This window comes from Bradyrhizobium sp. USDA 336, from assembly GCF_044908355.1.
GTDB lineage: Bacteria > Pseudomonadota > Alphaproteobacteria > Rhizobiales > Xanthobacteraceae > Bradyrhizobium > Bradyrhizobium yuanmingense.
The window spans coordinates 459,913-482,368 of sequence record NZ_JBIYDC010000002.1 but is presented as its reverse complement, the minus strand read 5'-3'; the positions used below and the strand labels follow the sequence as shown (position 1 = coordinate 482,368).

18 protein-coding genes and 1 pseudogene are annotated in these 22,456 nt (G+C 65.0%); 7 read left to right on the top strand and 12 right to left on the bottom strand.

Annotated features, from left to right (window positions below; genetic code table 11):
- Positions 1-6 precede the first annotated feature (6 nt).
- Positions 7-281, top strand: a pseudogene (locus ABIA45_RS02995) (winged helix-turn-helix transcriptional regulator); the annotation flags it as partial.
- 284 nt (positions 282-565) lie between these two features.
- Here ABIA45_RS02995 and dksA read toward each other — a convergent pair.
- Both dksA and ABIA45_RS02985 read right to left on the bottom strand, forming a co-directional pair.
- Positions 566-931, bottom strand: coding sequence for an RNA polymerase-binding protein DksA (gene dksA / locus ABIA45_RS02990; protein WP_085966600.1), 366 nt, complete (start codon positions 929-931; stop codon positions 566-568).
- 217 nt (positions 932-1,148) lie between these two features.
- The gene (locus ABIA45_RS02985; protein WP_404651042.1) at positions 1,149-1,760 is read right to left on the bottom strand and encodes an NAD(P)-dependent oxidoreductase; all 612 of its coding nucleotides are present in this window, start codon (positions 1,758-1,760) and stop codon (positions 1,149-1,151) included.
- Positions 1,761-1,923: 163 nt separating this feature from the next.
- Between ABIA45_RS02985 and ABIA45_RS02980 the strand changes: the two genes are divergently transcribed.
- Positions 1,924-2,295 (top strand): helix-turn-helix domain-containing protein, encoded by a 372-nt coding sequence (locus ABIA45_RS02980; RefSeq protein ID WP_025037390.1) that lies wholly within the window; start codon positions 1,924-1,926, stop codon positions 2,293-2,295.
- 14 nt (positions 2,296-2,309) lie between these two features.
- On the opposite strand, the gene ABIA45_RS02975 is transcribed toward ABIA45_RS02980, so the two are convergent.
- Complete coding sequence (locus ABIA45_RS02975) at positions 2,310-2,723, bottom strand: flagellar assembly protein FliX (protein ID WP_157280810.1); 414 nt, start codon at positions 2,721-2,723, stop codon at positions 2,310-2,312.
- A gap of 283 nt (positions 2,724-3,006) precedes the next feature.
- Here ABIA45_RS02975 and ABIA45_RS02970 point away from each other — a divergent pair, with 283 nt between their 5' ends.
- From ABIA45_RS02970 to ABIA45_RS02955, 4 genes are all read left to right on the top strand, one after another.
- Positions 3,007-4,131, top strand: a complete 1,125-nt coding sequence (locus ABIA45_RS02970) for a flagellar basal body P-ring protein FlgI (RefSeq protein WP_036027924.1) — start codon at positions 3,007-3,009, stop codon at positions 4,129-4,131.
- Positions 4,131-4,499, top strand: coding sequence for a flagellar assembly peptidoglycan hydrolase FlgJ (gene flgJ / locus ABIA45_RS02965; RefSeq protein WP_036013115.1), 369 nt, complete (start codon positions 4,131-4,133; stop codon positions 4,497-4,499). The genes ABIA45_RS02970 and flgJ overlap by 1 nt, the downstream gene beginning before the upstream one ends.
- Positions 4,500-4,510: 11 nt before the next feature.
- Complete coding sequence (locus ABIA45_RS02960) at positions 4,511-5,008, top strand: hypothetical protein (protein ID WP_157280811.1); 498 nt, start codon at positions 4,511-4,513, stop codon at positions 5,006-5,008.
- 158 nt (positions 5,009-5,166) lie between these two features.
- Complete coding sequence (locus ABIA45_RS02955; RefSeq protein ID WP_036027927.1) at positions 5,167-5,526, top strand: hypothetical protein; 360 nt, start codon at positions 5,167-5,169, stop codon at positions 5,524-5,526.
- Between the two features lie 157 nt (positions 5,527-5,683).
- On the opposite strand, the gene flaF is transcribed toward ABIA45_RS02955, so the two are convergent.
- The 5 genes from flaF to ABIA45_RS02930 all read right to left on the bottom strand — a co-directional run bounded on the left by flaF (position 5,684) and on the right by ABIA45_RS02930 (position 16,374).
- Positions 5,684-6,052: a flagellar biosynthesis regulator FlaF gene (gene flaF / locus ABIA45_RS02950; RefSeq protein ID WP_018642830.1), complete on the bottom strand. Its 369-nt coding sequence runs from the start codon at positions 6,050-6,052 to the stop codon at positions 5,684-5,686.
- 294 nt (positions 6,053-6,346) lie between these two features.
- Positions 6,347-8,641: a DUF1522 domain-containing protein gene (locus ABIA45_RS02945; RefSeq protein WP_157280812.1), complete on the bottom strand. Its 2,295-nt coding sequence runs from the start codon at positions 8,639-8,641 to the stop codon at positions 6,347-6,349.
- A gap of 220 nt (positions 8,642-8,861) precedes the next feature.
- Positions 8,862-11,141 carry a DUF1522 domain-containing protein gene (locus ABIA45_RS02940; RefSeq protein WP_404539741.1) on the bottom strand — a complete coding sequence of 760 codons (2,280 nt, stop codon included), beginning with the start codon at positions 11,139-11,141 and terminating at the stop codon, positions 8,862-8,864.
- Positions 11,142-11,457: 316 nt separating this feature from the next.
- Positions 11,458-13,737: a DUF1522 domain-containing protein gene (locus ABIA45_RS02935; protein ID WP_404539738.1), complete on the bottom strand. Its 2,280-nt coding sequence runs from the start codon at positions 13,735-13,737 to the stop codon at positions 11,458-11,460.
- Positions 13,738-14,094: 357 nt separating this feature from the next.
- Positions 14,095-16,374 (bottom strand): DUF1522 domain-containing protein, encoded by a 2,280-nt coding sequence (locus ABIA45_RS02930; RefSeq protein WP_404539735.1) that lies wholly within the window; start codon positions 16,372-16,374, stop codon positions 14,095-14,097.
- A gap of 319 nt (positions 16,375-16,693) precedes the next feature.
- On the opposite strand from ABIA45_RS02930, the gene flbT reads away from it, so the two are divergent.
- The gene (flbT, locus tag ABIA45_RS02925; RefSeq protein ID WP_271540496.1) at positions 16,694-17,137 is read left to right on the top strand and encodes a flagellar biosynthesis repressor FlbT; all 444 of its coding nucleotides are present in this window, start codon (positions 16,694-16,696) and stop codon (positions 17,135-17,137) included.
- A 74-nt stretch (positions 17,138-17,211) separates the two neighbouring features.
- Here flbT and ABIA45_RS02920 read toward each other — a convergent pair whose 3' ends face one another.
- From ABIA45_RS02920 to ABIA45_RS02905, 4 genes are read right to left on the bottom strand one after another with little or no spacing between them, the layout of a single operon-like run.
- Positions 17,212-18,708, bottom strand: a complete 1,497-nt coding sequence (locus ABIA45_RS02920; protein ID WP_271540498.1) for an aspartate aminotransferase family protein — start codon at positions 18,706-18,708, stop codon at positions 17,212-17,214.
- Positions 18,705-19,958, bottom strand: a complete 1,254-nt coding sequence (locus ABIA45_RS02915; RefSeq protein ID WP_404651041.1) for a RimK family alpha-L-glutamate ligase — start codon at positions 19,956-19,958, stop codon at positions 18,705-18,707. Before ABIA45_RS02915 ends, ABIA45_RS02920 begins: the two co-directional genes overlap by 4 nt.
- Position 19,959: 1 nt before the next feature.
- Entirely contained in the window at positions 19,960-21,588 is a 1,629-nt protein-coding gene (locus ABIA45_RS02910) for a hypothetical protein (protein ID WP_404651040.1), read from the bottom strand.
- A gap of 10 nt (positions 21,589-21,598) precedes the next feature.
- Entirely contained in the window at positions 21,599-22,384 is a 786-nt protein-coding gene (locus ABIA45_RS02905; protein ID WP_271540503.1) for a hypothetical protein, read from the bottom strand.
- Between the last annotated feature and the right edge of the window lie 72 nt (positions 22,385-22,456).

The window sequence follows — 22,456 nt, the reverse complement described above, 5'->3', positions numbered from 1 at the left end:
TCCCTCAGGCTGGAGATCCTGTTTGCGCTGATGAACGGCGCGGTTCGTTTCGGCGCCTTGCGGCGTTCGATCGGCGGCATCACCCAGCACATGCTGACCACGCAGCTGCGCGAGCTCGAGCAGGACGGCCTTGTGTCGCGCACTGTCTTCGCGGAAAAGCCGTTGAGGGTCGAGTACGAGTTGACCGATGCGGCCTACGCCTGTTGCCGGCGTTTAAGGAAATATTGAGCTGGTCCGGGCTTTATGGGAATGCCCGTCTCGAGACGTCGCAGCAGGCCTGATTGCAGCGATGCTTGATGCAGCTGGATCAGCGTCTCAACTTCAGAGTCGATCTCGTTGATGCGACTCGCAAAATCTCCCGCACCTGAAGTGAAGGCTGTTTCTCATCCGAACTCACGTGAGCTCGGAGCAATCCAGTCTAGCCCGTTGATCGCGATTTACTTTTCGCGATCGCGCCGTCGCGATGGTGGGCGCGACGGCAAGCGACGGGCAATATACCGAGCACGGCGCGAAACGGCGCGCCTTGCGTCCAAAAACAAAGAGCCGCATCTCTGCGGCTCGGACCTTATTCGTCGCGATAGACCTTCTCGCGTTTCTCGTGGCGCTCCTGCGCTTCCACCGAGAGCGTCGCGATGGGCCGGGCCTCGAGCCGCTTCAACGAGATCGGCTCGCCGGTTTCCTCGCAATAGCCGTAGGTGTTGTCCTCGATACGCTGGAGCGCGGCGTCGATCTTGGCGATCAATTTGCGCTGGCGGTCGCGGGCGCGGAGCTCGATGGCACGGTCGGTTTCGGACGAGGCCCGATCGGCGAGATCGGGGTGGTTCACGTTCTCCTCCTGCAGGGCTTGCAGGGTGAGCTTGGACTCTTTGAGGATCTCATCCTTCCAGGCGAGGAGCTTCAAACGGAAGTACTCCTTCTGCCGGTCGTTCATGAAAGGCTCTTTGTCGGTCGGTCGGTAGTTTTTCAACTTTTCCAAGGGAGGCCTATCTTCTAAAGCAACGACTCGCTGACGGACCGGGGTCCGTTGAGCCGGGCCTTATATAGTGGCCTCCCGTGACAGACAATATTTCCCTCGCCGCCCGGTCCTCGCCCCCAAGCCCTTGCACAGGAAGGTTTATCCTTACGGGCTCGGAGGCGGCTTGCGGACCTTAATAGCCGACCGTGAAGCGCTGCTTCAGGTGGGCCGGCTTTTCGATCTCGTCGGCGAGCGCAATGGCATAGTCGGCGAAGGTGATCCAGCTCTTGCCGTTCGCATCTGCGAGAAGCTGGTCGGTCCCGAGCCGGAACTTAGCCGTCCGCTCCCCCTCCTCGAACAGCGCCGAGGGCGAGATGAAGGTCCAGTTCAGGTCCTTTTCCTGCCGCAGCAGGTCCAGGAAGGCCGAGCCCGCCTCCGCTTCGGCCTTGTATTGGGCCGGAAAATTGGGAGTCGTGACCAGCTTCACGCCCGGGGCAACCTCGAGGCTCCCGGCGCCGCCCACCACGAGGTAGCGACCGACCTTGGAGTCCTTCGCCGCACCGATCAGCTTGAGCGGATCACTGGCCAGGAAGTGCACGGAACTCACGGCGACGTCGTGACCGGCCCACAGCTTGGCGAGGCCCGCTTGGTCGAGCACATCCCCCTTGGTTGGCGTGACGTTCGGCAGGGCCGCAATCTTTTCCGGGTTCCGGGCGATGGCCGTGACCGTGTGGCCGCGGCGGGACAGCTCCTTGGTGATCTCGGACCCTGCCCGGCCCGAGGCGCCGGCGACTGCGATTTTCATGGAAGGCTCCTTTGCTTCTATGGTAACTGACAGAGACTAGATATCGCAAAGAACGCTGGTGTTAAGAGAGCACTTTGTGCTTACCTGATTACGCTGAGGTAACTGATCGCGTACAACCGGCACGCGGATGCCAAGCAACGGTATGGATTTCCGAGAACTGACGATGAAACCCGACGTCTACGCAGCGAACTGCCCCACCCGCCAAATCCTCGATCGCGTCGGCGACAAATGGGCGGTGCTGATCCTCTTGCTCCTGCGCGAGGAGCCGATGCGCTTCAATCAGTTGCGCCGCACGATTGAAGGCATCTCGCAGAAGATGCTGAGCCAGGTGCTCAAGTCGCTCGAACGCGACGGCCTGATCAGGCGCCGCGCCATCGCGACCGTGCCAGTGACGGTGGAATATTCGATCACCCAGCTCGGCCTGACGCTGGCGGCGGCTGTGGATCCGTTACGCGATTGGGCCGAGCAGAATCTGAAGGACGTGCTCGCCGCCCAGCGCCGCTATGATGCGCAGTTGAAGGAAGAGGCGGCGTAAGACAGCCTGCCAGACTACCCCTGCCCGGCCTTTGCCAGCTCGACCTCGACGCGTAGCTCGATCTCGGAGAGCACCGCATCGAGGCCGGCATCGCCGGAGGACGATTTCAGGTTCACCGCGGCATCGCGCAGGCGCATCACGGTTGAAGCGTCGAGATTGCCGGACAACAGGCCCATCTTGAGATCGTCGAGCACGTCCAGCGCAGTCCTGCCGCGGGCGACCGAGCGCTTGCGGCGCTCGACCGGATCCTCCTCGACACCCTGCAACGCCAGCAGTGCATCGATGTTGGCGGCCGCCTTCGGTGCGGCAGCGCTCCGCGTCTCCTGCGCCGATGAGGTGTCGGGCAGAACGAAGCTGCCGGAGCCCGTCCGCTTGGCCTGGCTGGCCGGTGTGCCAAGCGTCGTACCGTTCGGTCCGTAGATGCGCATCGGAAAGAATCCGGGTGATCGATGCCTCACCTTCGCTGTCTTATGGTTAACGGTGCGTAAACGGCCCGGCAAAATCTGCCGACAGGCGGCAGTTTCGCTCCCCAGGGCGAACGAGTGCTGACAGCGGTCGCAACAGATTTATTCAAGCTATTCAGCCACCTACCTCGCCGTCGGGCGTTGGCACAGCGCTCGCAAGGAAAGCGCCGGACCAGCTCGTCATGGGAGTGTCGTGCAAGTCCTGTCCGATTTGAGGAGCCTCTTCTAGGGGTCTTGGGGAGCAGAGATGCCAGGCGTTCGTTGGGTGAGGATTGTTGGGTTGGCCTGCGCCGCGCTGTCGGCGCTGGCGCTGTCGGTCACCTCCGCGGCGGCGACCTCGCGCATCAAGGACCTCGCCAATATCGAGGGCGTGCGGCAGAACCAGCTCATCGGTTATGGCCTCGTCGTCGGCCTCAACGGCACCGGCGACACGCTCAACAACATCCCCTTCACCAAGCAGTCGCTGCAGGCGATGCTCGAACGCATGGGCGTCAACATCCGCGGCGCCACGATCCGCACCGGCAACGTCGCCGCCGTCATGGTCACGGGCAACCTGCCGGCCTTCGCCACCCAGGGCACGCGCATGGACGTCACCGTGTCCGCGCTCGGCGACGCCAAGAACCTCCAGGGCGGCACCCTGCTGGTCACCCCCCTGCTCGGCGCCGACGGCAACGTCTATGCGGTGGCGCAGGGCTCGCTCGCGATCTCCGGCTTCCAGGCCGAGGGCGAGGCCGCCAAGATCGTGCGGGGCGTCCCGACGGTGGGACGCATCGCCAACGGCGCCATCATCGAGCGCGAGATCGAGTTCGCGCTCAACCGGCTGCCGAACGTCCGCCTGGCGCTGCGCAATCCCGACTTCACCACCGCCAAGCGCATCGCGGCCGCAATCAACGACTATCTCGGCGTCAAGACCGCCGAACCGATCGATCCCTCGACGGTGCAGCTGTCGATTCCGCCCGAGTTCAAGGGCAACGTCGTCGCTTTCCTCACCGAGATCGAGCAGCTCCAGGTCGACCCTGATCTCGCCGCCAAGATCGTCATCGACGAACGCAGCGGCATCATCGTGATGGGCCGCGACGTCCGCGTCGCCACCGTCGCGGTGGCGCAGGGCAACCTCACGGTCACCATCTCCGAGAGCCCGCAGGTGAGCCAGCCCAATCCGCTGTCACGCGGCCGCACCGTGGTCGCGCCGCGCAGCAGCGTCACCGTCACCGAGGACGGCAAGAAGCTGGCGCTCGTCAAGGACGGCGTCTCGCTCCAGCAGCTCGTCGACGGCCTCAACGGCCTTGGCATCGGCCCCCGCGACATGATCAGCATCCTCCAGGCGATCAAGGCCGCCGGCGCCATCGAAGCCGACATTGAGGTGATGTGATGCAGACCAGCGCGATCAACACCCCTCGCCTCGCCACCAGTTCGGCCTTCTCGGTCGAGAGCCGGAACGGCCGGCCGGACTTCGAGCTCGCCGCCGCGCTGCAAAAGGTCTCGCCGCAGCAACAGGCCAAGGCGCAGAAGACCGCCACCGACTTCGAGGCAATGTTCCTCAACAGCATGTTCGCGCAGATGACCTCGGGCCTGAAAGGCGAAGGCCCGTTCGGCGACACGCCCGGCACCGGCGTATGGCGCTCGATGCTGACCGAGCAATATTCCAAGAACTTCGCCCAGGCCGGCGGCGTCGGCATCGCCAGCGACGTCTACCGTACCCTCATCCTGCAGCAGGCGAAAACGATCCGCACGGCATAAGGTCAAACGAGATGAACCATTTCAACGCCTCACGTCAGCCGATGCAGGCCCAGCGCCCGGGCAGCGCGCCCGTCAGCAGCGAGGCGCGCAAGCTCGCCGAAGACCTGATGGACGCGATGAGCGCGCTGCTCGGATTGATCGAGCGAGAGACCGAGCTCGTCCGCGCCGGCAAGGTCCGCGAGGCGATGACACTCGAGGGCAAGAAGCAGGAATTGTCGCGCAGCTACGTCAGCGCAGTCGGCCAGCTGAAGGCAAACCAGGACCAGCTCGCGAAGTCCGCGCCGGAGCTGCTCTCGACGCTGCATCGCCACCACGATGCGTTCCGCGCGATGCTCCAGGTCAATCTCACCGTGCTCGCGACCGCGCACGCGGTTTCCGAAAGCGTCGTGCGCGGCGTCAACGCCGAGATCCAGAAGCGCAACGTGCCGAACACCTATACCGCCGCCGGGCGCAGCGCGGCGCCAGGTCCGCGCCATATCACGCCGCTTGCGGTCAGCCGCTCGCTCTGAGCAGCACGAGAGCAACCGACAATTTTAGGAAAAACCGCGCGGCGATGGCGTCGCGCGGTTAGGCACGTTTCCTTACCGAGTGTTCAGTCCTGGTGTTCCATGCTTGCGTGATTAGAGGGGTTGGGATTTGACTCACGTAAGGCAACCAGGAGGCTGCCATGAGTACAGATTTCAGCATCAGGCCGGTGGGGATCCCGGCCCCCGTGCAGATCGTACCGACGTCGAATTCGGCGGCGAACGAGGCTGTGCAAACTGATCTTCCGGTGAGGCAAACGGTCGCCGCGAGCGATACGAGCGCGCCGGTGCGCAATGATTTGCCGAACCACGAGAACATCTCGCGCCAGGTCGTGTTCGACCAGGCGGCCGCGTCTTTCGTCTTTCAGGTCGTCAACGACAAGACCGACACGGTGGTGAACCAGTTCCCTGACGAGGCGATGCTCCGCCGGCGTGCCTATTTCCACGCACTGGACATGAAGTCCGAGCCCTCGCGTCCGCTCAGCACGGATCTCAGCGCCTAGCGATCACGCGATCGATGCCGATGTTTCTGCTCTGCGTCTGGCCGTCATCGGTCAGCGCGGAGTTCGCGTGCCGAGGCAAGACCACTGGCCGTGATCAGCTCCTGCCGAATTGCGAGTTTCGCCGATGTGCTCGTGATGGCGACCATCACGAATTCCGTCACGGCCGTCCGGACAGCCCTGCCGCGATATTGCGGTTGATCTCGATCAGCGGACGGAAGTGATCGAACTGCGGGCTCATCTGCAGCGCGGCGGTCTGGCTCAACACGAACACGCTGATGTTGGCGATCTTCTGCCGGACGTCGATCGGCTGCGGATTGCTGTCGCGCATCGCCTCGCTCAGGAAGATGGTCCAGAGCTTGCGGTTGAACATCAGGGCCTGCATGGTCTGCTCGCTGAGCGGATCGGCGTTGTTCACCGCGTCCTGGAGCTTGTTGGCGGCCTTGAGCAGAGTCTGCGCCTCGATGTCGCGAGGAGATGCGGTGGTGGTTGCAACACGCGCATAAGCCGAGGCAGCGGAATTCGACATCAATCACACCCTGGAGGTTACCTAGCGCGTTGTACGCGCTTAAGGATTTCTTTCCCAACCCTAGGCAGCACCGCTTAAGATTTGCTTACGTATCGTGCTTGGAAGCACTCCGCAGAATTACGGGGCACGGAGTCCTTCGTCGGCGCAACGCTAGATCCACGCACGCACGATGTAAACTCGCCTGGCGTGATGCGCGTCGATCTCGGCTAATCTCGTCTTAGCGATCTTCCTCAAAAGAACGGCGGAGCATCAGCTCCGCCGCGTAATCTCGAATAGCGAAGTTGCGCTGCGGAATTAGCGGAGCAGCTGCAGCACGCTCTGTTGCGACTGGTTGGCCAGCGACAGCGCGGAGACCGCGATCGACTGGCGCGTCGACAGTGCCTGGCTGTTCGCCGCTTCCTCGTTGGTGTCGGCGAGCGTCAGGTTGGCTGAGCCGGTCTGCAGCACGTTGATCAGGTTCTTGGAGAAGTCCTGACGCACCTGCACGATCGACAGGTTCGAACCGAGCGTGGAGCCTTGCGAACGCAACGTGCTCGAGGCCGCGTTCAGGCTGGCCAGCACCCTGTTGGTGGCACCGTTGTCGATGAAATCGACGCCGTTGACCAGATTGCTGAGACCGAGGCCCGCCGCATTGAACACCACGCCGTTGATGCTCAGCGTGGAGCTGCCGGTCTCGTTGAAGACCAGCTTCAGCGTGTCGCCATTGAGCAGGTTGACGCCGTTGAAGGAGGAGTCCTGCGAGGTCGTGTCGATCTGGGCCAGAATGTTGTTGAACTGGTTGACCAGGTTGGAGCGCGCGGTCTGCGCCACGGGATCCTGGACCGGCGGCTGCGCGGTGGTGAAGGCGAGAACGCCGGTGATCGTGCCGCCGACCGCGCCGCCCGCGATCGTCGAGCCGAGCGTCGAAGAGGCGTATTCATTGACGGTGGTCACCGTGAGCACGCCGTTGGCATCGATCGTGGCCGTCAGGTGATTGGCCTGAAGCTGCGCGTTGAGTTGGTCAAGTGTCTTGACGGTGCCGTTGGTGCCGTCGCCGAAGGTGACGTTGACAGGCGTGCCGCCGTTGAAGGAGGTGAAGGTCAGGGTCTTGCCGCTGATGCCGCCGACGCCCGAAGTGCGCGCCGCGGTGAAGGCCGTCGCCGTTCCCGTGTTGCCGCTGAGGCCGAAGGCGCTGAGCGCATTGCCGGTGCCGGTGATCGACAGGTCGGCATTGATGCCGGTCGAGAGCGCAAGCTGACCGCTGCTGTTGACCGACGACGGGATCTGGCCCGCGGTGGTCGAGATGGTTGCCGCGCCGTTGAAGATGCTGGCGGTCTTGACGCCGGTGGCGAGGTCGACCGCGTTGAGCAAATCGGTCAGCGTCGCGCTCTGGATGTAGACCGTCGAGTTACCGTTGCCGTCTGTGACGACGTTGCCGCTGACGCCATAGCCGGTGGCCACGCTCGCTGTCGATTGCGGCGTCTGCGCGTTCTTGAAGGTGATGGTCTTCCCGCCGATGTTCAGCGTCGAGCCGTCCTGGACCAGGGTGCCGAGCGAACCCGCGGTCGTCGAGCGGTTCGCGGTCACGTTCGCATTGCCCGCACCGGTCGCAGAGGTCAGGCCGAGCGCCTTGAGGAAGTCTGCCTTTCCGGTCACGCTGAGATCGGCGCCGGTCGAACTCTTCAGCGTCACCGCGCCGCCGCCCGATATCGACGATGCCACCTGAAGCGTGCCGACAGGGCCGGCCGAGCCGCTGACAGCGAATGTGGCCGCGCCTGCGCTGATGGTTGCGGTCTTGACGCCGCTGGCGAGGTCGATGGCGGTGAGGACGTCGTTGACGGTCGCTAGGGGCGCGGCAGCCGTTCCCTGATAAATGATCGAATTGCCGTTGCCATCGGTGGCGATGTGCCCGCTGGCGTCGAGGCCCCAGCCGGTCGGCTGGGTGCTCGGAGCAGCGCCGGTGCGGAAGGTGATGGTCTTGCCGTTCACCGTGATGGTGTCGCCGTCCGCGGGCGGCGTGCCGAAGGTGGTCGATGCCGTGGTGCCGACCAGCGTCGCCGTGCCGGACAGCGCGGTGGTGCCGTCGGCCGCGAGCGCGGCCGTACCTGTGAAGGTGCCGGCGCTCGAACCGAGCGAGGCGCCGAGTGCGGCAGTTCCCGTGACCGGGGTCACGCCGCCGGCCGCGCCGGTATAGAGCACGTTGCTCTTCGCGGTCGCACTCGCATAGGAGGTCGTGCCGCGCAGGTCGGCCGGGGTCGCGCCGGGAATCGTGGTGGAGACGTTCGACTTGGTGGAATAGCCGACCGTGGTCTGCAGCGCCTGGTTGGCGATCGACTTGGCGCTGTCGATCAGTTTCTGCAGCGAGGTGATGCCTGTGTTGGCGGCCTGCAACACCTGGACGCCGTTATTGATGCCGTCGAGCAGGTTGCTGATGTCGCTCGCCCGGTTGTCCAGCCCCTGCGCCGTGAAGAAGTTGGTGGGATTGTCGAGCGCCGTGTTGACCTTCTTGCCGGTCGACAGCCGCTCCTGCGTCGTGGCCAGCAAGTCGGCCGTCGACTGCAGCGACAACAGGTTCTGGCGAACTGACGCCGAGAGAACGATGTTGGACATTGGCGAGTCTTCCTCTTGAACCGGATACGAATCGGCCGCGCGGACTGGAAAGCCGGCCTTTTGTCCAGTTTTAGGAGGTGTCCTTTAAAGTATGGTTAACGGCGGTTTAAGGGATAGGGTTAACCGCCGATGAACGCCCCTGCCCGCCCCCGGACGCAAAGAAAAAGCGGCGGGGCCAAGGCCCCGCCGCTCGATTTTAGTCAGTGATTTCAGCTGCTTGTTAGCGGAGCAGCTGCAGCACGCTCTGCTGCGACGTGTTGGCCAGCGACAGGGCGGAGACCGCGATCGACTGCCGGGTCGACAGTGCCTGGCTGTTGGCCGCCTCGACGTTGGTGTCGGCCAGGGTCAGGTTGGACGAGCCAGTCTGCAGCACGTTGATCAGGTTCTTGTTGAAGTCCTGCCGGATCTGCACCACCGAGAGGTTCGAGCCGAGGCTCGAGGCCTGCGAGCGCAGCGTGCTCGAGGCGGCGTTCAGGTTGGTCAGCACCCGGTTGGCGGCGGCGTTGTCGATGAAGTCGACGCCGACCGTCAGCGAGGCAAGGCCGAGACCCTTGGAATTATAGGTCACGCCCGTGATGTTCAGGCTCGACTTGGCGGTCTCGTCGAACACCAGCTTGAGCTGGTCTCCATTCAAGAGGTTGACGCCGTTGAACGAGGAGTCCTGCGCGGTGGTGTCGATCTGGTTCAGGATGTTGTTGAACTGAGTCACCAGATTGGCACGCGCCGTCTGGGCAACGCCATCCTGGACGGGCGTGGAAGCGGTCGAGAAGGTCAGGGCCGAGGTGAGCGTGCCGCCGATCGCACCGCCGGCAGCCGTCGAGCCCAGCGTCGAGGACGCATAGTCGTTGGAGGCGGTGATGGTCAGCAGGCCGTTGGCGTCGATCGTCGCGGACAGGTTGTTGGCCTGCAGCTTGGTGTTGAGCTGATCGAGCGTCTTGACCGTGCCGTTGGTGCCGTCGCCGAAGGTGACGTTGACCGCCGTGCCGCCGTTGAAGGAGGTGAAGGTCAGCGTCTTGCCGGCGATGCCGCCGATGCCGGAGGTGCGGGCCGCGGTGAAGGCGGTCGCGCTGCCGGTGTTGCCGGCGAGGCCGAACACGTTGAGCGCATTGCCGCTGCCGGTGATCGACAGGTCGGCATTGATGCCGGTCGAGAGCTTGAGCTGGCCGGACGTGTTGATCGTCGAGTTCGACTGACCGGTGGCGGTCACAAGCGTCGCGGTGCCGTTGGCGGCGATCGTCGCGGTCTGCACGCCGGTGGCGAGGTCGATCGCCTTCAAGACGTCGTTGACCGTGCCGCCCTGCAGATAGACCGTCGAGTTGCCGTTGCCGTCGGTGAGGATGTTACCGCTCGCACCATAACCAGCCGGAACGCTCGGAGCACCGGTCGAGCCCGGGATCGGCGCGTTCTTGAAGGTGATGACGTGACCGTTGACGTTCAGCGTCGAACCGTCGGTGATCGTCGCGCCGAGCGAGGCCGAGGTCGTGGTCCGGTTCACGTTGACGGTGGCATTGCCGCCACCCACCGATGCGCTCAGGCCGAGAGACTTGAGCAGGTCGGCTCTGCCGGTGACGCTGAGATCCGCACCCGTCGAGCTTCTCAGTGTGACGGCACCGCCGCCAACGCTCGAAGCGGTCTGGTTGAAGCTGGTGGCGATTGTCGCGGCGCCGGAGCTGATGGCAACCGTCTTGACGCCGCTGGCGAGATCGATCGCGGTCAAGAGATCGCTGACGTTCGCAGCCGGGGTACCGGCAGTGCCGAGGTAAACGGTAGTGTTGCCGTTGCCGTCGGTGACGAGGTTGCCGCTGACGCCCGAACCAGCCGGAACGCCGGCCGACGTCGGCGCGGCGCCGCTGCGGAAGGTGATGGTCTTGCCGTTGACGGTCAGCGTGTCGCCATCGGCGGGCTGGGCGTTGCCGACGAGGCCGGTGGCGGTCGTGCCGTTGGTGGCGATCAGGGTGATCGTGCCGGTCAGGGCCGTGGTGCCGTCGCCGGCCGTTCCCGCCGTGCCCGTGAAGGCGCCGATGGTGGCGCCGAGCGTCGTCGTGCCGTTCGCAGCGGTCGTGCCGCCGGCCGTGCCGTTATACAGCACGTTGCTGCTCGCGGTCGCGCTGGCGAAGCTCGTCGTGCCGCGCAGGTCGGCCGCGGTCGCACCGGAGATGGTGGTAGAAACGTTGGACTTGGTGGAGTAGCCGACGGTGGTCTGCAGCGCCTGGTTGGCGATCGACTTGGCGCTGTCGATCAGCTTCTGCAGCGAGGTCAGGCCGGTGTTGGCGGCCTGCAGCACCTGCACGCCGTTGGCGATGCCGTCGAGCAGGTTGTTGATGTCGCTGGCGCGGTTGTCGAGCGACTGTGCCGTGAAGAAGTTGGTGGGATTGTCCAGGGCCGAGTTGACGCTCTTGCCGGTCGACAGACGGTTCTGTGTGGTGGCGAGAAGATCGGCGGTGGACTGGAGAGACAGCAGGTTCTGACGAACCGACGCAGAGAGAACAATACCGGACATGACTCTTACCCTTCTGGCTTACGCGTCTTCGTTCGATCGCTTCTGGATCGAGTGACGGGCACAGGGTGCCGTGACATGGCTAATAAAGGGTGAAACGCATGACGCCCGCATAAGCGCCGGTTCACCATAAGCGAGTCGAACGTACGGGCACGGCTCGCAATCCATCTGAAACTATTGGCAATTCCTGACGCTTACGCTCGGTTAACCATAACCGCTGGTTACTTTTCTGCCCTCCTCGAAATCTCCGAGTGCGCAAAAAAGAAACGGCGGGGCCGAAGCCCCGCCGCCGTGATCGTCTTGCGATGTCGTCCGCGCCTTAGCGGAGCAGCTGCAGCACGCTCTGCTGCGACTGGTTGGCCAGCGACAGCGCGGAGACCGCGATCGACTGGCGGGTCGACAGCGCCTGGCTGTTGGCCGCCTCGACGTTGGTGTCGGCCAGGGTCAGGTTGGACGAGCCGGTCTGCAGCACGTTGATCAGGTTCTTGTTGAAGTCCTGACGAACCTGCACGATCGTCAGGTTCGAGCCGAGGCTCGAGGCCTGCGAGCGCAGCGTGCTCGACGCGGCGTTCAGGTTGGTCAGCACCTTGTTGGTGGCAGCGTTGTCGATGAAGTCGACACCGCTGGTCAGTGCGGCGAGGCCCAGACCTTTGGAGTTGTAGGTCACGCCGGTGATGCTGAGGCTCGACTTGGCAGTCTCGTCGAACACCAGCTTGAGCTGGTCGCCGTTCAAGAGGTTGACGCCGTTGAACGAGGAGTCCTGGGCAGTCGAGTCGATCTGCTGGAGGATGTTGTTGAACTGATTGACCAGGTTGGCACGCGAGGTCTGGGCAACCGTATCCTGGACGGGGGTAGAAGCCGTCGAGAAGGTTAGCGACGAGGTCAGCGTGCCGCCGATCGCACCACCCGCGGCGCTCGAACCGATGGTCGAGGACGCATAATCGTTGGTGGTCGAGACCGTCAGCAGGCCGTTGGCGTCGATCGTCGCCGTCAGGTTGTTGGCCTGCAGCTTGGTGTTGAGCTGATCGAGCGTCTTGACCGTGCCGTTGGTGCCGTCGCCGAAGGTGACGTTGACCGCCGTGCCGCCGTTGAAGGAGGTGAAGGTCAAGGTCTTGCCGCTGATGCCGCCGATGCCGGAGGTGCGAGCCGCGGTGAAGGCGGTCGCCGTCCCGGTGTTGCCGGCGAGGCCGAGCGCGTTCAGCGCGTTGCCGGTGCCGGTGACCGACAGATCGGCGTTGACGCCGGTCGAGATCTTGAGCAGGCCCGAGGCGTTGACCGACGAGTTGGTCTGGCCGGAAGCCGTCGCAAGCGTGGCGGTGCCGTTGGCAGCGATCGTCGCGGTCTGCACGCCGGTGGCGAGGTCGATCGCCTTCAAGACGTCGTTGAGCGTGCCGCCCTGCAGATAGACCGTCGAGTTGCCGTTGCCGTCGGTGAGGATGTTACCGTTCGCACCATAACCAGCCGGAACGCTCGGAGCACCGGTCGAGCCCGGGATCGGCGCGTTCTTGAAGGTGATGACGTGACCGTTGACGTTCAGCGTCGAGCCGTCGGTGATCGTCGCACCCAGCGAGGCGGCGCTCGTGGTCCGGTTGACGCTCACGGTGGCGTTGCCGCCGCCGACCGAGCTGGTCAGGCCCAGCGCCTTGAGCAGGTCGGCCTTGCCGGTGACGCTCAGATCCGCGCCCGTCGAGCTCCTCAGCGTGACGGCACCGCCACCAACGCTCGAAGCGGTCTGGTTGACGCTGGTGGCAAACGTCGCAGCACCCGAGCTGATGGAGACCGTCTTGACGCCGCTGGCGAGATCGACCGCGGTCAAGAGATCGTTGACGTTCGCAGCCGGAGTGCCGGCGGTGCCGAGATAGACCGTGGTGTTGCCGTTGCCGTCGGTGACGAGGTTGCCGCTGACGCCCGAGCCGGTCGGAACGGCGGTCGCAGCCGGAGCGGTGCCGCTGCGGAAGGTGATGGTCTTGCCGTTGACGGTCAGCGTGTCGCCGTCGGCGGGCTGGGCGTTGCCGAGCAGGCCGGTTGCGGTCGTGCCGTTGGTGGCGATCAGGGTGATCGTGCCGGTCAGGGCCGTGGTGCCGTCGCCGGCCGTTCCCGCCGTGCCCGTGAACGCCCCGATGGTCGCGCCGAGCGTCGTGGTGCCGGTCGCCGCGGTGGTGCCGCCGGCCGCGCCGCTATACACGACGTTGCTGCTCGCCGTCGCGCTGGCATAGGAGGTCGTGCCGCGCAGGTCGGCCGACGTCGCACCGGAGATGGTGGTGGAGACGTTCGACTTGGTGGAATAGCCGACCGTGGTCTGCAGCGCCTGGTTGGCGATCGACTTCGCAGAGTCGATCAGCTTCTGCAGCGAGGTGATGCCGGTGTTGGCAGCCTGCAGCACCTGCACGCCGTTGGCGATGCCGTCGAGCAGGTTGTTGATGTCGCTGGCGCGGTTGTCGAGCGACTGTGCCGTGAAGAAGTTGGTGGGATTGTCCAGGGCCGAGTTGACGCTTTTGCCGGTCGACAGACGACTCTGTGTGGTGGCGAGGAGGTCAGCGGTGGACTGGAGGGAGAGCAGGTTCTGACGAACCGACGCGGAGAGGACGATACCGGACATTGAGTGTTACCCTTCTGGTACGCAACGCAACAGGACTTCGATTAGGATTAATCGATGTCGGGGACGGTGAACGCGGAGGGCTAACAAAGCATGAAGCGTGTCGCGCCAGTCCTTGCGCGGATTCACCATATGCGCCTTCGAGGCCCAAACGTGCTCACCGATATCATCATGATAGGATGATACTTTTTCGGGCAGCTAGGAGGCATTTGCGACTTGTCAACCATAACTCAGAGTGAGCAATTGGCTGCATTCGAATGCAGCACTCCCTCCGCCGAGCAGCATTCCGATGCCGGCACAAAAGAAAGCGGCGGGGCCGAAGCCCCGCCGCCGTGATCGTCTTGCGATGTCGTCCGCGCCTTAGCGGAGCAGCTGCAGCACGCTCTGCTGCGACTGGTTGGCCAGCGACAGCGCGGAGACCGCGATCGACTGGCGGGTCGACAGTGCCTGGCTGTTGGCCGCCTCGACGTTGGTGTCGGCCAGGGTCAGGTTGGCTGAGCCGGTCTGCAGCACGTTGATCAGGCTCTTGTTGAAATCCTGACGGACCTGCACCACCGAGAGGTTCGAGCCGAGGCTCGAGGCCTGCGAGCGCAGCGTGCTCGAGGCGGCGTTCAGGTTGGTCAGCACCTTGTTGGTGGCGGCGTTGTCGATGAAGTCGACACCGCTGGTCAGCGAGGCGAGGCCCAGACCCTTGGAGTTGTAGGTCACGCCGGTGATGCTGAGGTTCGACTTGCCGGTTTCGTCGAACACCAGCTTGAGCTGGTCGCCGTTCAAGAGGTTGACGCCGTTGAACGAGGAGTCCTGCGCGGTGGTGTCGATCTGGTTCAGGATGTTGTTGAACTGGGACACCAGGTTCGCACGCGCCGTCTGCGCGACGACGTCCTGGACGGGGCTGGAAGCCGTCGAGAACGTGAGCGACGAGGTCAGCGTGCCGCCGATCGCACCACCCGCGGCGCTCGAACCGATGGTCGAGGACGCGTAGTCGTTGGTGGTCGAGATCGTCAGCAGGCCGTTGGCGTCGATCGTCGCCGACAGGTTGTTGGCCTGCAGCTTGGTGTTGAGCTGATCGAGCGTCTTGACCGTGCCGTTGGTGCCGTCGCCGAAGGTGACGTTGACCGCCGTGCCGCCGTTGAAGGAGGTGAAGGTCAAGGTCTTGCCGCTGATGCCGCCGATGCCGGAGGTGCGAGCCGCGGTGAAGGCGGTCGCCGTCCCGGTGTTGCCGGCGAGGCCGAGCGCGTTCAGCGCGTTGCCGGTGCCGGTGACCGACAGATCGGCATTGACGCCAGTGGACAGCTTCAGCTGGCCCGAGGCGTTGACCGACGAGTTGGTCTGGCCGGAAGCCGTCGCAAGCGTGGCGGTGCCGTTGGCAGCGATCGTCGCGGTCTGCACGCCGGTGGCGAGGTCGATCGCCTTCAGCACGTCGTTGAGCGTGCCGCCCTGCAGATAGACCGTCGAGTTGCCGTTGCCGTCGGTGAGGATGTTACCGCTCGCACCAAAACCGGTCGGAATGCTCGGCGCACCGGTCGAGCCCGGGATCGGCGCGTTCTTGAAGGTGATGACGTGACCGTTGACGTTCAGCGTCGAGCCGTCGGTGATCGTCGCACCCAGCGAGGCGGCGCTCGTGGTCCGGTTGACGCTCACGGTGGCGTTGCCGCCGCCGACCGAGCTGGTCAGGCCCAGCGCCTTGAGCAGGTCGGCCTTGCCGGTGACGCTCAGATCCGCGCCCGTCGAGCTCCTCAGCGTGACGGCACCGCCGCCAACGCTCGAAGCGGTCTGGTTGACGCTGGTGGCAAACGTCGCAGCACCCGAGCTGATGGAGACCGTCTTGACGCCGCTGGCGAGATCGACCGCGGTCAAGAGATCGTTGACGTTCGCAGCCGGAGTGCCGGCGGTGCCGAGATAGACCGTGGTGTTGCCGTTGCCGTCGGTGACGAGGTTGCCGCTGACGCCCGAGCCGGTCGGAACGGCGGTCGCAGCCGGAGCGGTGCCGCTGCGGAAGGTGATGGTCTTGCCGTTGACGGTCAGCGTGTCGCCGTCGGCGGGCTGGGCGTTGCCGAGCAGGCCGGTTGCGGTCGTGCCGTTGGTGGCGATCAGGGTGATCGTGCCGGTCAGGGCCGTGGTGCCGTCGCCGGCCGTTCCCGCCGTGCCCGTGAACGCCCCGATGGTCGCGCCGAGCGTCGTGGTGCCGGTCGCCGCGGTGGTGCCGCCGGCCGCGCCGCTATACACGACGTTGCTGCTCGCCGTCGCGCTGGCATAGGAGGTCGTGCCGCGCAGGTCGGCCGCCGTCGCACCGGAGATGGTGGCGGAGACGTTCGACTTGGTGGAGTAGCCGACCGTGGTCTGCAGCGCCTGGTTGGCGATCGACTTCGCAGAGTCGATCAGCTTCTGCAGCGAGGTGATGCCGGTGTTGGCAGCCTGCAGCACCTGCACGCCGTTGGCGATGCCGTCGAGCAGGTTGTTGATGTCGCTGGCGCGGTTGTCGAGCGACTGTGCCGTGAAGAAGTTGGTGGGATTGTCCAGGGCCGAGTTGACGCTCTTGCCGGTCGACAGACGGTTCTGTGTGGTGGCGAGAAGATCAGCGGTGGACTGGAGGGAGAGCAGGTTCTGACGAACCGATGCGGAGAGGACGATACCGGACATGACTCTGTTACCTTTCTGGTAAACGACGCTACTGTTACACGTCTGCTTGGATCGCGATGGACCCAGCGACGGCGGACCGTGGAGCCGAGACCTCTAACGAAACATGAAATGAAAGCGGCGCTTTTGCCCGGCCGCGCGTGATTCGGCCCCGTAAGCGGCGCGCCCAGTCGTACCGCCGCCAAATCCCGCCCTTGAAAGCATTGAGCTTTTTGGCCGGAAGGACCTGAGTTTACAGCTCGTTAACTAGTTGCAAGCGAGAATCAGGGTCTGACAGGCCGCAACGAACGCTCGGTTACGAAAGCGTTGATGGAGAACCGGAATGGCCCTCAAGGTCGAGCTCAAACCGCACGAACGCATCATCGTCGGCAATTCCGTGATCACCAACACGGACCAGCGGGCCCGCCTCCTGATCGACGGCGAGAACGTGCCGATCCTGCGCGAGCGCGACATCCTCACGCCGGAGACCGCTGACACGCCCGCCAAGCTCGTCTATCTGGCGGTCCAGCTCATGTATATCTCCCCGGATCCGCAGACCCAGCACGGCACCTATTTCAACCTCGTGCGGGACATCGTCACCGCCGTGCCGAGCGCCTGGCCGATCATTGAAGGCATCAACAACCACATTCTGAACGGCGATCTCTACCGGGCGCTGAAGGAAGCCCGCAAGCTGATCGCCTACGAGGAGAAGCTGCGCAACCAGTTCGCGGCCACGCATCCCACGGCGGGAGCGGACAAGGACGACGTCAGCACCGCCGCCGCCTGATACAGGCGTTCGCGCCAACGACAACGGCCCCGGATCGTCTCCGGGGCCGTTGTCGTTTTCAGGCGCTCGTCAAGCTATTGCGCTACGAGCGGCGGCGCGTCGACCTCGATCACTCCGCCGCTCCGCTGGTCACCGAACTGCAGCACGGCAGCGACCAGCGCATCGATGTCCGCCTCCTCGGTGCGGTGATTGACGATCGCGGCGCGGATCGCGAACTTACCGTCCAGCGTCGTGCCCGAGGGCGCGGCGATGCCGGACTCATGGACGTCGGCAACGATCTCGCGATTGACCACATCGCCGCTGCGATAGCGGAAACAGACGATGTTGAGATTGACCGGCGCCAGCAATTCCAGCCGCGGTTCGGCCAGCACGCGCGCCTCCAGATATTTGGCGAGCGCGCAGCTTCGCGCGATTGCCCGGCCCAGCCGGTCGGTGCCGAACGTCTTCAGCGTGAACCACGTCTTCAGCGCACGAAAGCCGCGCGACAGATCGGGACCGAGATCGCAGGGCCAGACTGTGCCCGCCGCAAGCCCCCTCGCCTCGCGGCTCAGATAGGCCGCCGGCTGCGCGAAGGCCTGCCGATGCTGCTCGCCGTCGCGCACCAGCAGAAAGCCTGCATCGTACGGCACCTGCCCCCATTTGTGGAAGTCGAGTGCGATGGAATCCGCAAGCTCGATGCCGCCGAGCAGCGGCGCAAGCTCCGGCGACAGGATCGCGAGCGCTCCGAAAGCGCCGTCGACGTGAAACCAGATTCCCTCCTCGCTGCACAGCGCAGCGATCGCCCTGAGGTCGTCGATCGCACCGATATCGACCGTGCCTGCGGATGCGACCACCAGGAAAGGCTTGAAGCCGACCTCGCGATCGGCGGCGATCTGCGCGCGCAATGCGGCAACGTCGATGCGATGATCGGCATCGATTGGGATCTTGCGCAGCGCATCGGTGCCGAACCCGGCAATGTCCATCGCCCTCGATATGCAGCCATGCGCTGCCTGCGACGTATAGGCCGCGAGCAGCGCACCGTCATTGCCGATGCCGTGCTGCCGCGCCAGCGTGCCGAGCGCGGTGGTGCGCGCCACCAGCACGGCCATCAGATTGGCCATCGACGTGCCGGTGACGAAGATGCCGCTCGCGCTCTCGGGAAAGAGGAACAGGCGGCGCATCCAGTCGACGATCTGGCGCTCCACCTCGATCGGCATGTGGTCGCGTCCGCCTAGATTGGCGTTGAGGCCGGCGGCGAGCATCTCCGCGAGCATACCGACGGCGGTGCCGCCGCCATGCACCCAGCCCATGAAGCCGGGATGGACGTTGCCCGTCGCATAGGGCGCGACATGCTCGGAGAATTCGCGACAGACCTCGGCAAGGTCGCTCGCTTCGCGCGGCACGTCCGACCTGAATGCCGCACGAACGTCATCGGGAATCGGCCGCCAGACGGGGCGCGCACGAACGTTGGCGATGCCGTCGATCGTCTCGTCCAGCATGCGGTGGGCCAGCGCGCGAAACTCGCTCCAGTCCTGCGGATCGAGCGGGGCATCCGCAACGGAGCTTTGCGTATTGCGGATGATCTCGTTCATGCTGCGCTCTCCCCGCCCGTCTTCGCATGCCGCAACAGCATCGCCGTGAACGCTGAAAAGATCTTGCGCATCTGCGGCGGCTTGTAAGGAAACACGACCGGCGAATCCATGTTGTGCACGACGGCGGTGTTGTCGGCCTCGAACACCAGAAGCTCGCCGCCCGCGTTCTCGGCGCAATCGACGATGAAATAGTCGAGGCCGACGCGCCGGCTCATCTCCTCGATCGCGTTTCTGTGACGCTCGCCGAAAGCATGATCGAAGTCGCGCATGAAGACGGCTTCCTCGGCCCGCTTCTCTTCGCTGAAGGCCATGTAGGCGTTGAGATACCAGATGTCCCAACGGTCGGCGATCGCCATGTGGCACGCGTACGGCTTGCCGTCGACCATGGCGAGGCGATATTTGCGGTAGAGCCCGTCGGGGCTCACATAATCAACGAAGCGTGCGACGAAGAAGTCCTGCTCTTTCCGTTCGGCGAGATAGGCCGCCAGAGCCGCCGCATCATCGAGCTTTGCGAGCCCGACGCCGGCATGCGAGCCGCGCGGCCGCGCGATCATCGGAAAGTGCAATTCGCTTGCGATGTCCGCGCATGCGATCCGCGCCTGCGCGAGGTCCGACAATTGCGCGCGCGTTGCGTGGATGGTCGCGGGAATGTCGAGGCCGGGCACGTCCATCAGCAGCCGATACAGCTTGTCGCGATCGAGATTGCCGATGCGATCGGGGCGATTGAGCAGCGGCCGCGGCCAGTGCGGCGCGGCCCCTTCGATCAGCGCGAGCGCCTCGCGGCATTCCTCGGAATCGGACGCGACCACGATGGCCACGTCGTGCTCCGGCAAGGTCTCGGGCAACCCGACGCCCTTGATCACATAGAGAGTCAACAGCTCGACATCGGCGCCCTCGAGCAGGAAATCGATCGGCGTGTTGCCGCCCATGTCGATGTCGGCTGCAAGCGCGAGCAGGCGCAGGCCCGGCTTCGGGGCGGCGCTGGGCGTTCGGAACAATTGATGGAAGGCCAGCACCTCGGACTGGATCGCAAGCCCCCGATCCTTCTCACCCAGCAGCTGGGTGATCAACGACAGGTCCAGCCCCTCGCCCGCCAGCGCGGTCCCCGCCGCGATGCGCGCGACGAGCTGATCGCGCAACGGATGCAGATCGACGCCTTCGAAGGCCCGGCGCGTCAGCTGCGCAAAGCCGATGCGGTCGGCATAGTTCGCCGCGGTCAGGCCGATCGGCGCGGAAACCGGATGCTGCATCTCACACCTCGAACGCGGACTTTACCGGCACGGCCGCCGCTGCGCCACCGGCGAGCAGCAGCTCGATCTTCACCAGGACGTGGGCGATCTGGTCGAGAAGGTGCTGCACGTTGCGCTGCGCCTCCCCCCTGTCCGGCGACCAGGCCTCAGTCAGGAGCCGCGCGCCGACGCAGAGGCGCAGCACGGCCTGCGGCGTCTCGTCCTGCCGCTCCAGCCGCACCGGCTGGCCGATCAGGCAGCGCCGCGCGGCGACCTGACGGTCCTCCGTGCTGCCGTTGATCTCTTCGCTGAGGTCACGCGCCAACGCGCGATGAACAGAAGCGGTCTCGGCAACACAAACCGGCTTGCCGTCGCGCAGCAGCGTGAACGGAAAGATGGTGGGTTGCGCGAACTCCTCGTCGTCGATGCTGGCCGCGTGGGTCGCGGCCGAAACAGCGCGCAACGACGGCGACAATGCGATCATGCTGTCGATGCCGGCAGCGACCTCGGCGAGCATCCCGGCGCGGAAGGCCCCGGGCACGCCGTAGTAGCTGCCGATCTCGGCCAGCGCCGCCTCCCAGCGCAGCCATTGACCGAAATTCGGACGGCGCTCGAAGCGCGAACGCAGCGCCGTCCAGGCCATCGGCCAATCGCAGCGGCCGGCGTAATCAAGGATTCCAGATGCGATCCCCTCGACGCGGTCGAGCGATCGCGACAGGCCCTTCGGCACCAGCAGTGCACCGCTGAAGGCAGGTCCGCCGAAGAATTTGGAGCCGGTGATCAGCACCATATAGCCGCGGTCGAGATAGGAGCGCAGCTGCCGGCGACCGAGCCGGGCCTGGCAGGCGTCGACGACGATCTGGACCTTGCGCGGCCAGCGCCGCGCGATCTCGTCGAGGCAGGCCGCGCTCGGCGCACGCCATCCGAGCTTCGAGGAATCCATGATCTGGAGCAGCACAGGCGCGCCTTGCGCGATCGTGGCCTCGACCGCATGCAGCACCGCTTCATCGGCGTCCATGCGCATCGCGATCCCGGCCCCCGCCGCGCGCAGCGGCAGCGAGATGCTGGCGCCGGCCAGCCCCGCGACCGGACCGTCCTTGCGAACCGCGAAGCCGCTCGCCGTCAGGGCGCTGAAATGATGTCCACGCGCGGTATGGACCGTGCCGCTGCCGGTCTGGTCGGCGCCGACCACGATCGTCACCGGCCGCGCGCCGAGCATCGCGCGCGCCAGGAACAGGGCATGGAGCTGGGAGTCCGTGCCGGACGGCGAGAACACCACGTCGACGCGCGGCGAGAGCTGGAGATGACCGCGCAGCTCGTCGCGCATATCTTCGCAGCGTGCATCGAAAGCGAGCTCGACCTCGTCGAGCAGGCACTTGTGCATCAGCTCTTCACGCGCCAACGCGGCGCGGTCATAGGCCGCCTGCGAGATCGTCGACGCGGTCGAGGAGGCGAAATTCCACACCTCCGGCTCCGGCGAAGCCGGGCAGCCATAGGCGTTGGCGCGGCCGGTGGGATCGAGCGCCAGGCGCGGATCTCCGCCGGAAACGAGCAGCGTGTCGAGCGGCGTGAAGAGGTCGCGCAGGCGATAACGCGAGCCGCCGTCGGCGGCGCGTTGCATCTCGGGCCGAGGGGATGGGCCGCCGCTCATCCCGAAAGGCTCACGCCGCGGCATCGGCCGCCGCCGCAGGCACGGCTGCGAATTGCGAGGCGATGTCGCCGTGGAACACCGATGGCCCGACGTGGTCGAGCGGGCTCTGGATGTCGGCCCAGATCTCGCCGCCGATGTCGGTCCAGCGCTTGCAGAAGGCGAAGTCCTCGGACAGATAGGTGCCGGTCGCCGGATCGATCATACATTCGAATAGCGCGAACCGGTTCCGGCTCGCCGCCAGCGCATCATGGGAATGTTCGCGGAAGAACTGGAGGTTCGCGTAGTCGGGGTGGCGGCACATCGCCTCCAGCACGTGACGCCGGATCATCAGGAAGCCGGTGCCGGCATAGCGCACGCGGGTAAATCCGTTGACCACCACGATGCGGTCGGGATCCTCGATCTCGAGCACGTAGTCGAGCGAGGCGGCCGGCACGTCGGCCCGACCCGACTGGATCGCCCGCGCGGCCTTGTCCCAGTTGACCCGCTTGATCGGATAGCAGCCGGCGACGACGTCCGCGCCGCATTCGATCAGGCGGAACACCTGCTCCGGCCGGAAGCCGATATCGGCATCGATGAACAGGAAATGCGTCGCCTTCGGATCGTCCAGGAACATCGCGACCAGGTTGGCCCGCGCACGGGTGATCAGCGCGTCGCCGTCGCGCAGGAGAACCTTGAGCTCGAGATTGGACATGCCGTGCACGGCCCGCTGCAACGCGAAGATCGAGCTCGCATAGATGCTCGACACCTGCCCGCCGAAGCAAGGCGTCGCCACCACCAGCTGCAAATTGTCCGACATCGACCGCTCCGCCCCCGCTTGCAATCCTCACCAAGAGGTAAACAGGCATGGTTAACGGCGTCTTAACGCTTC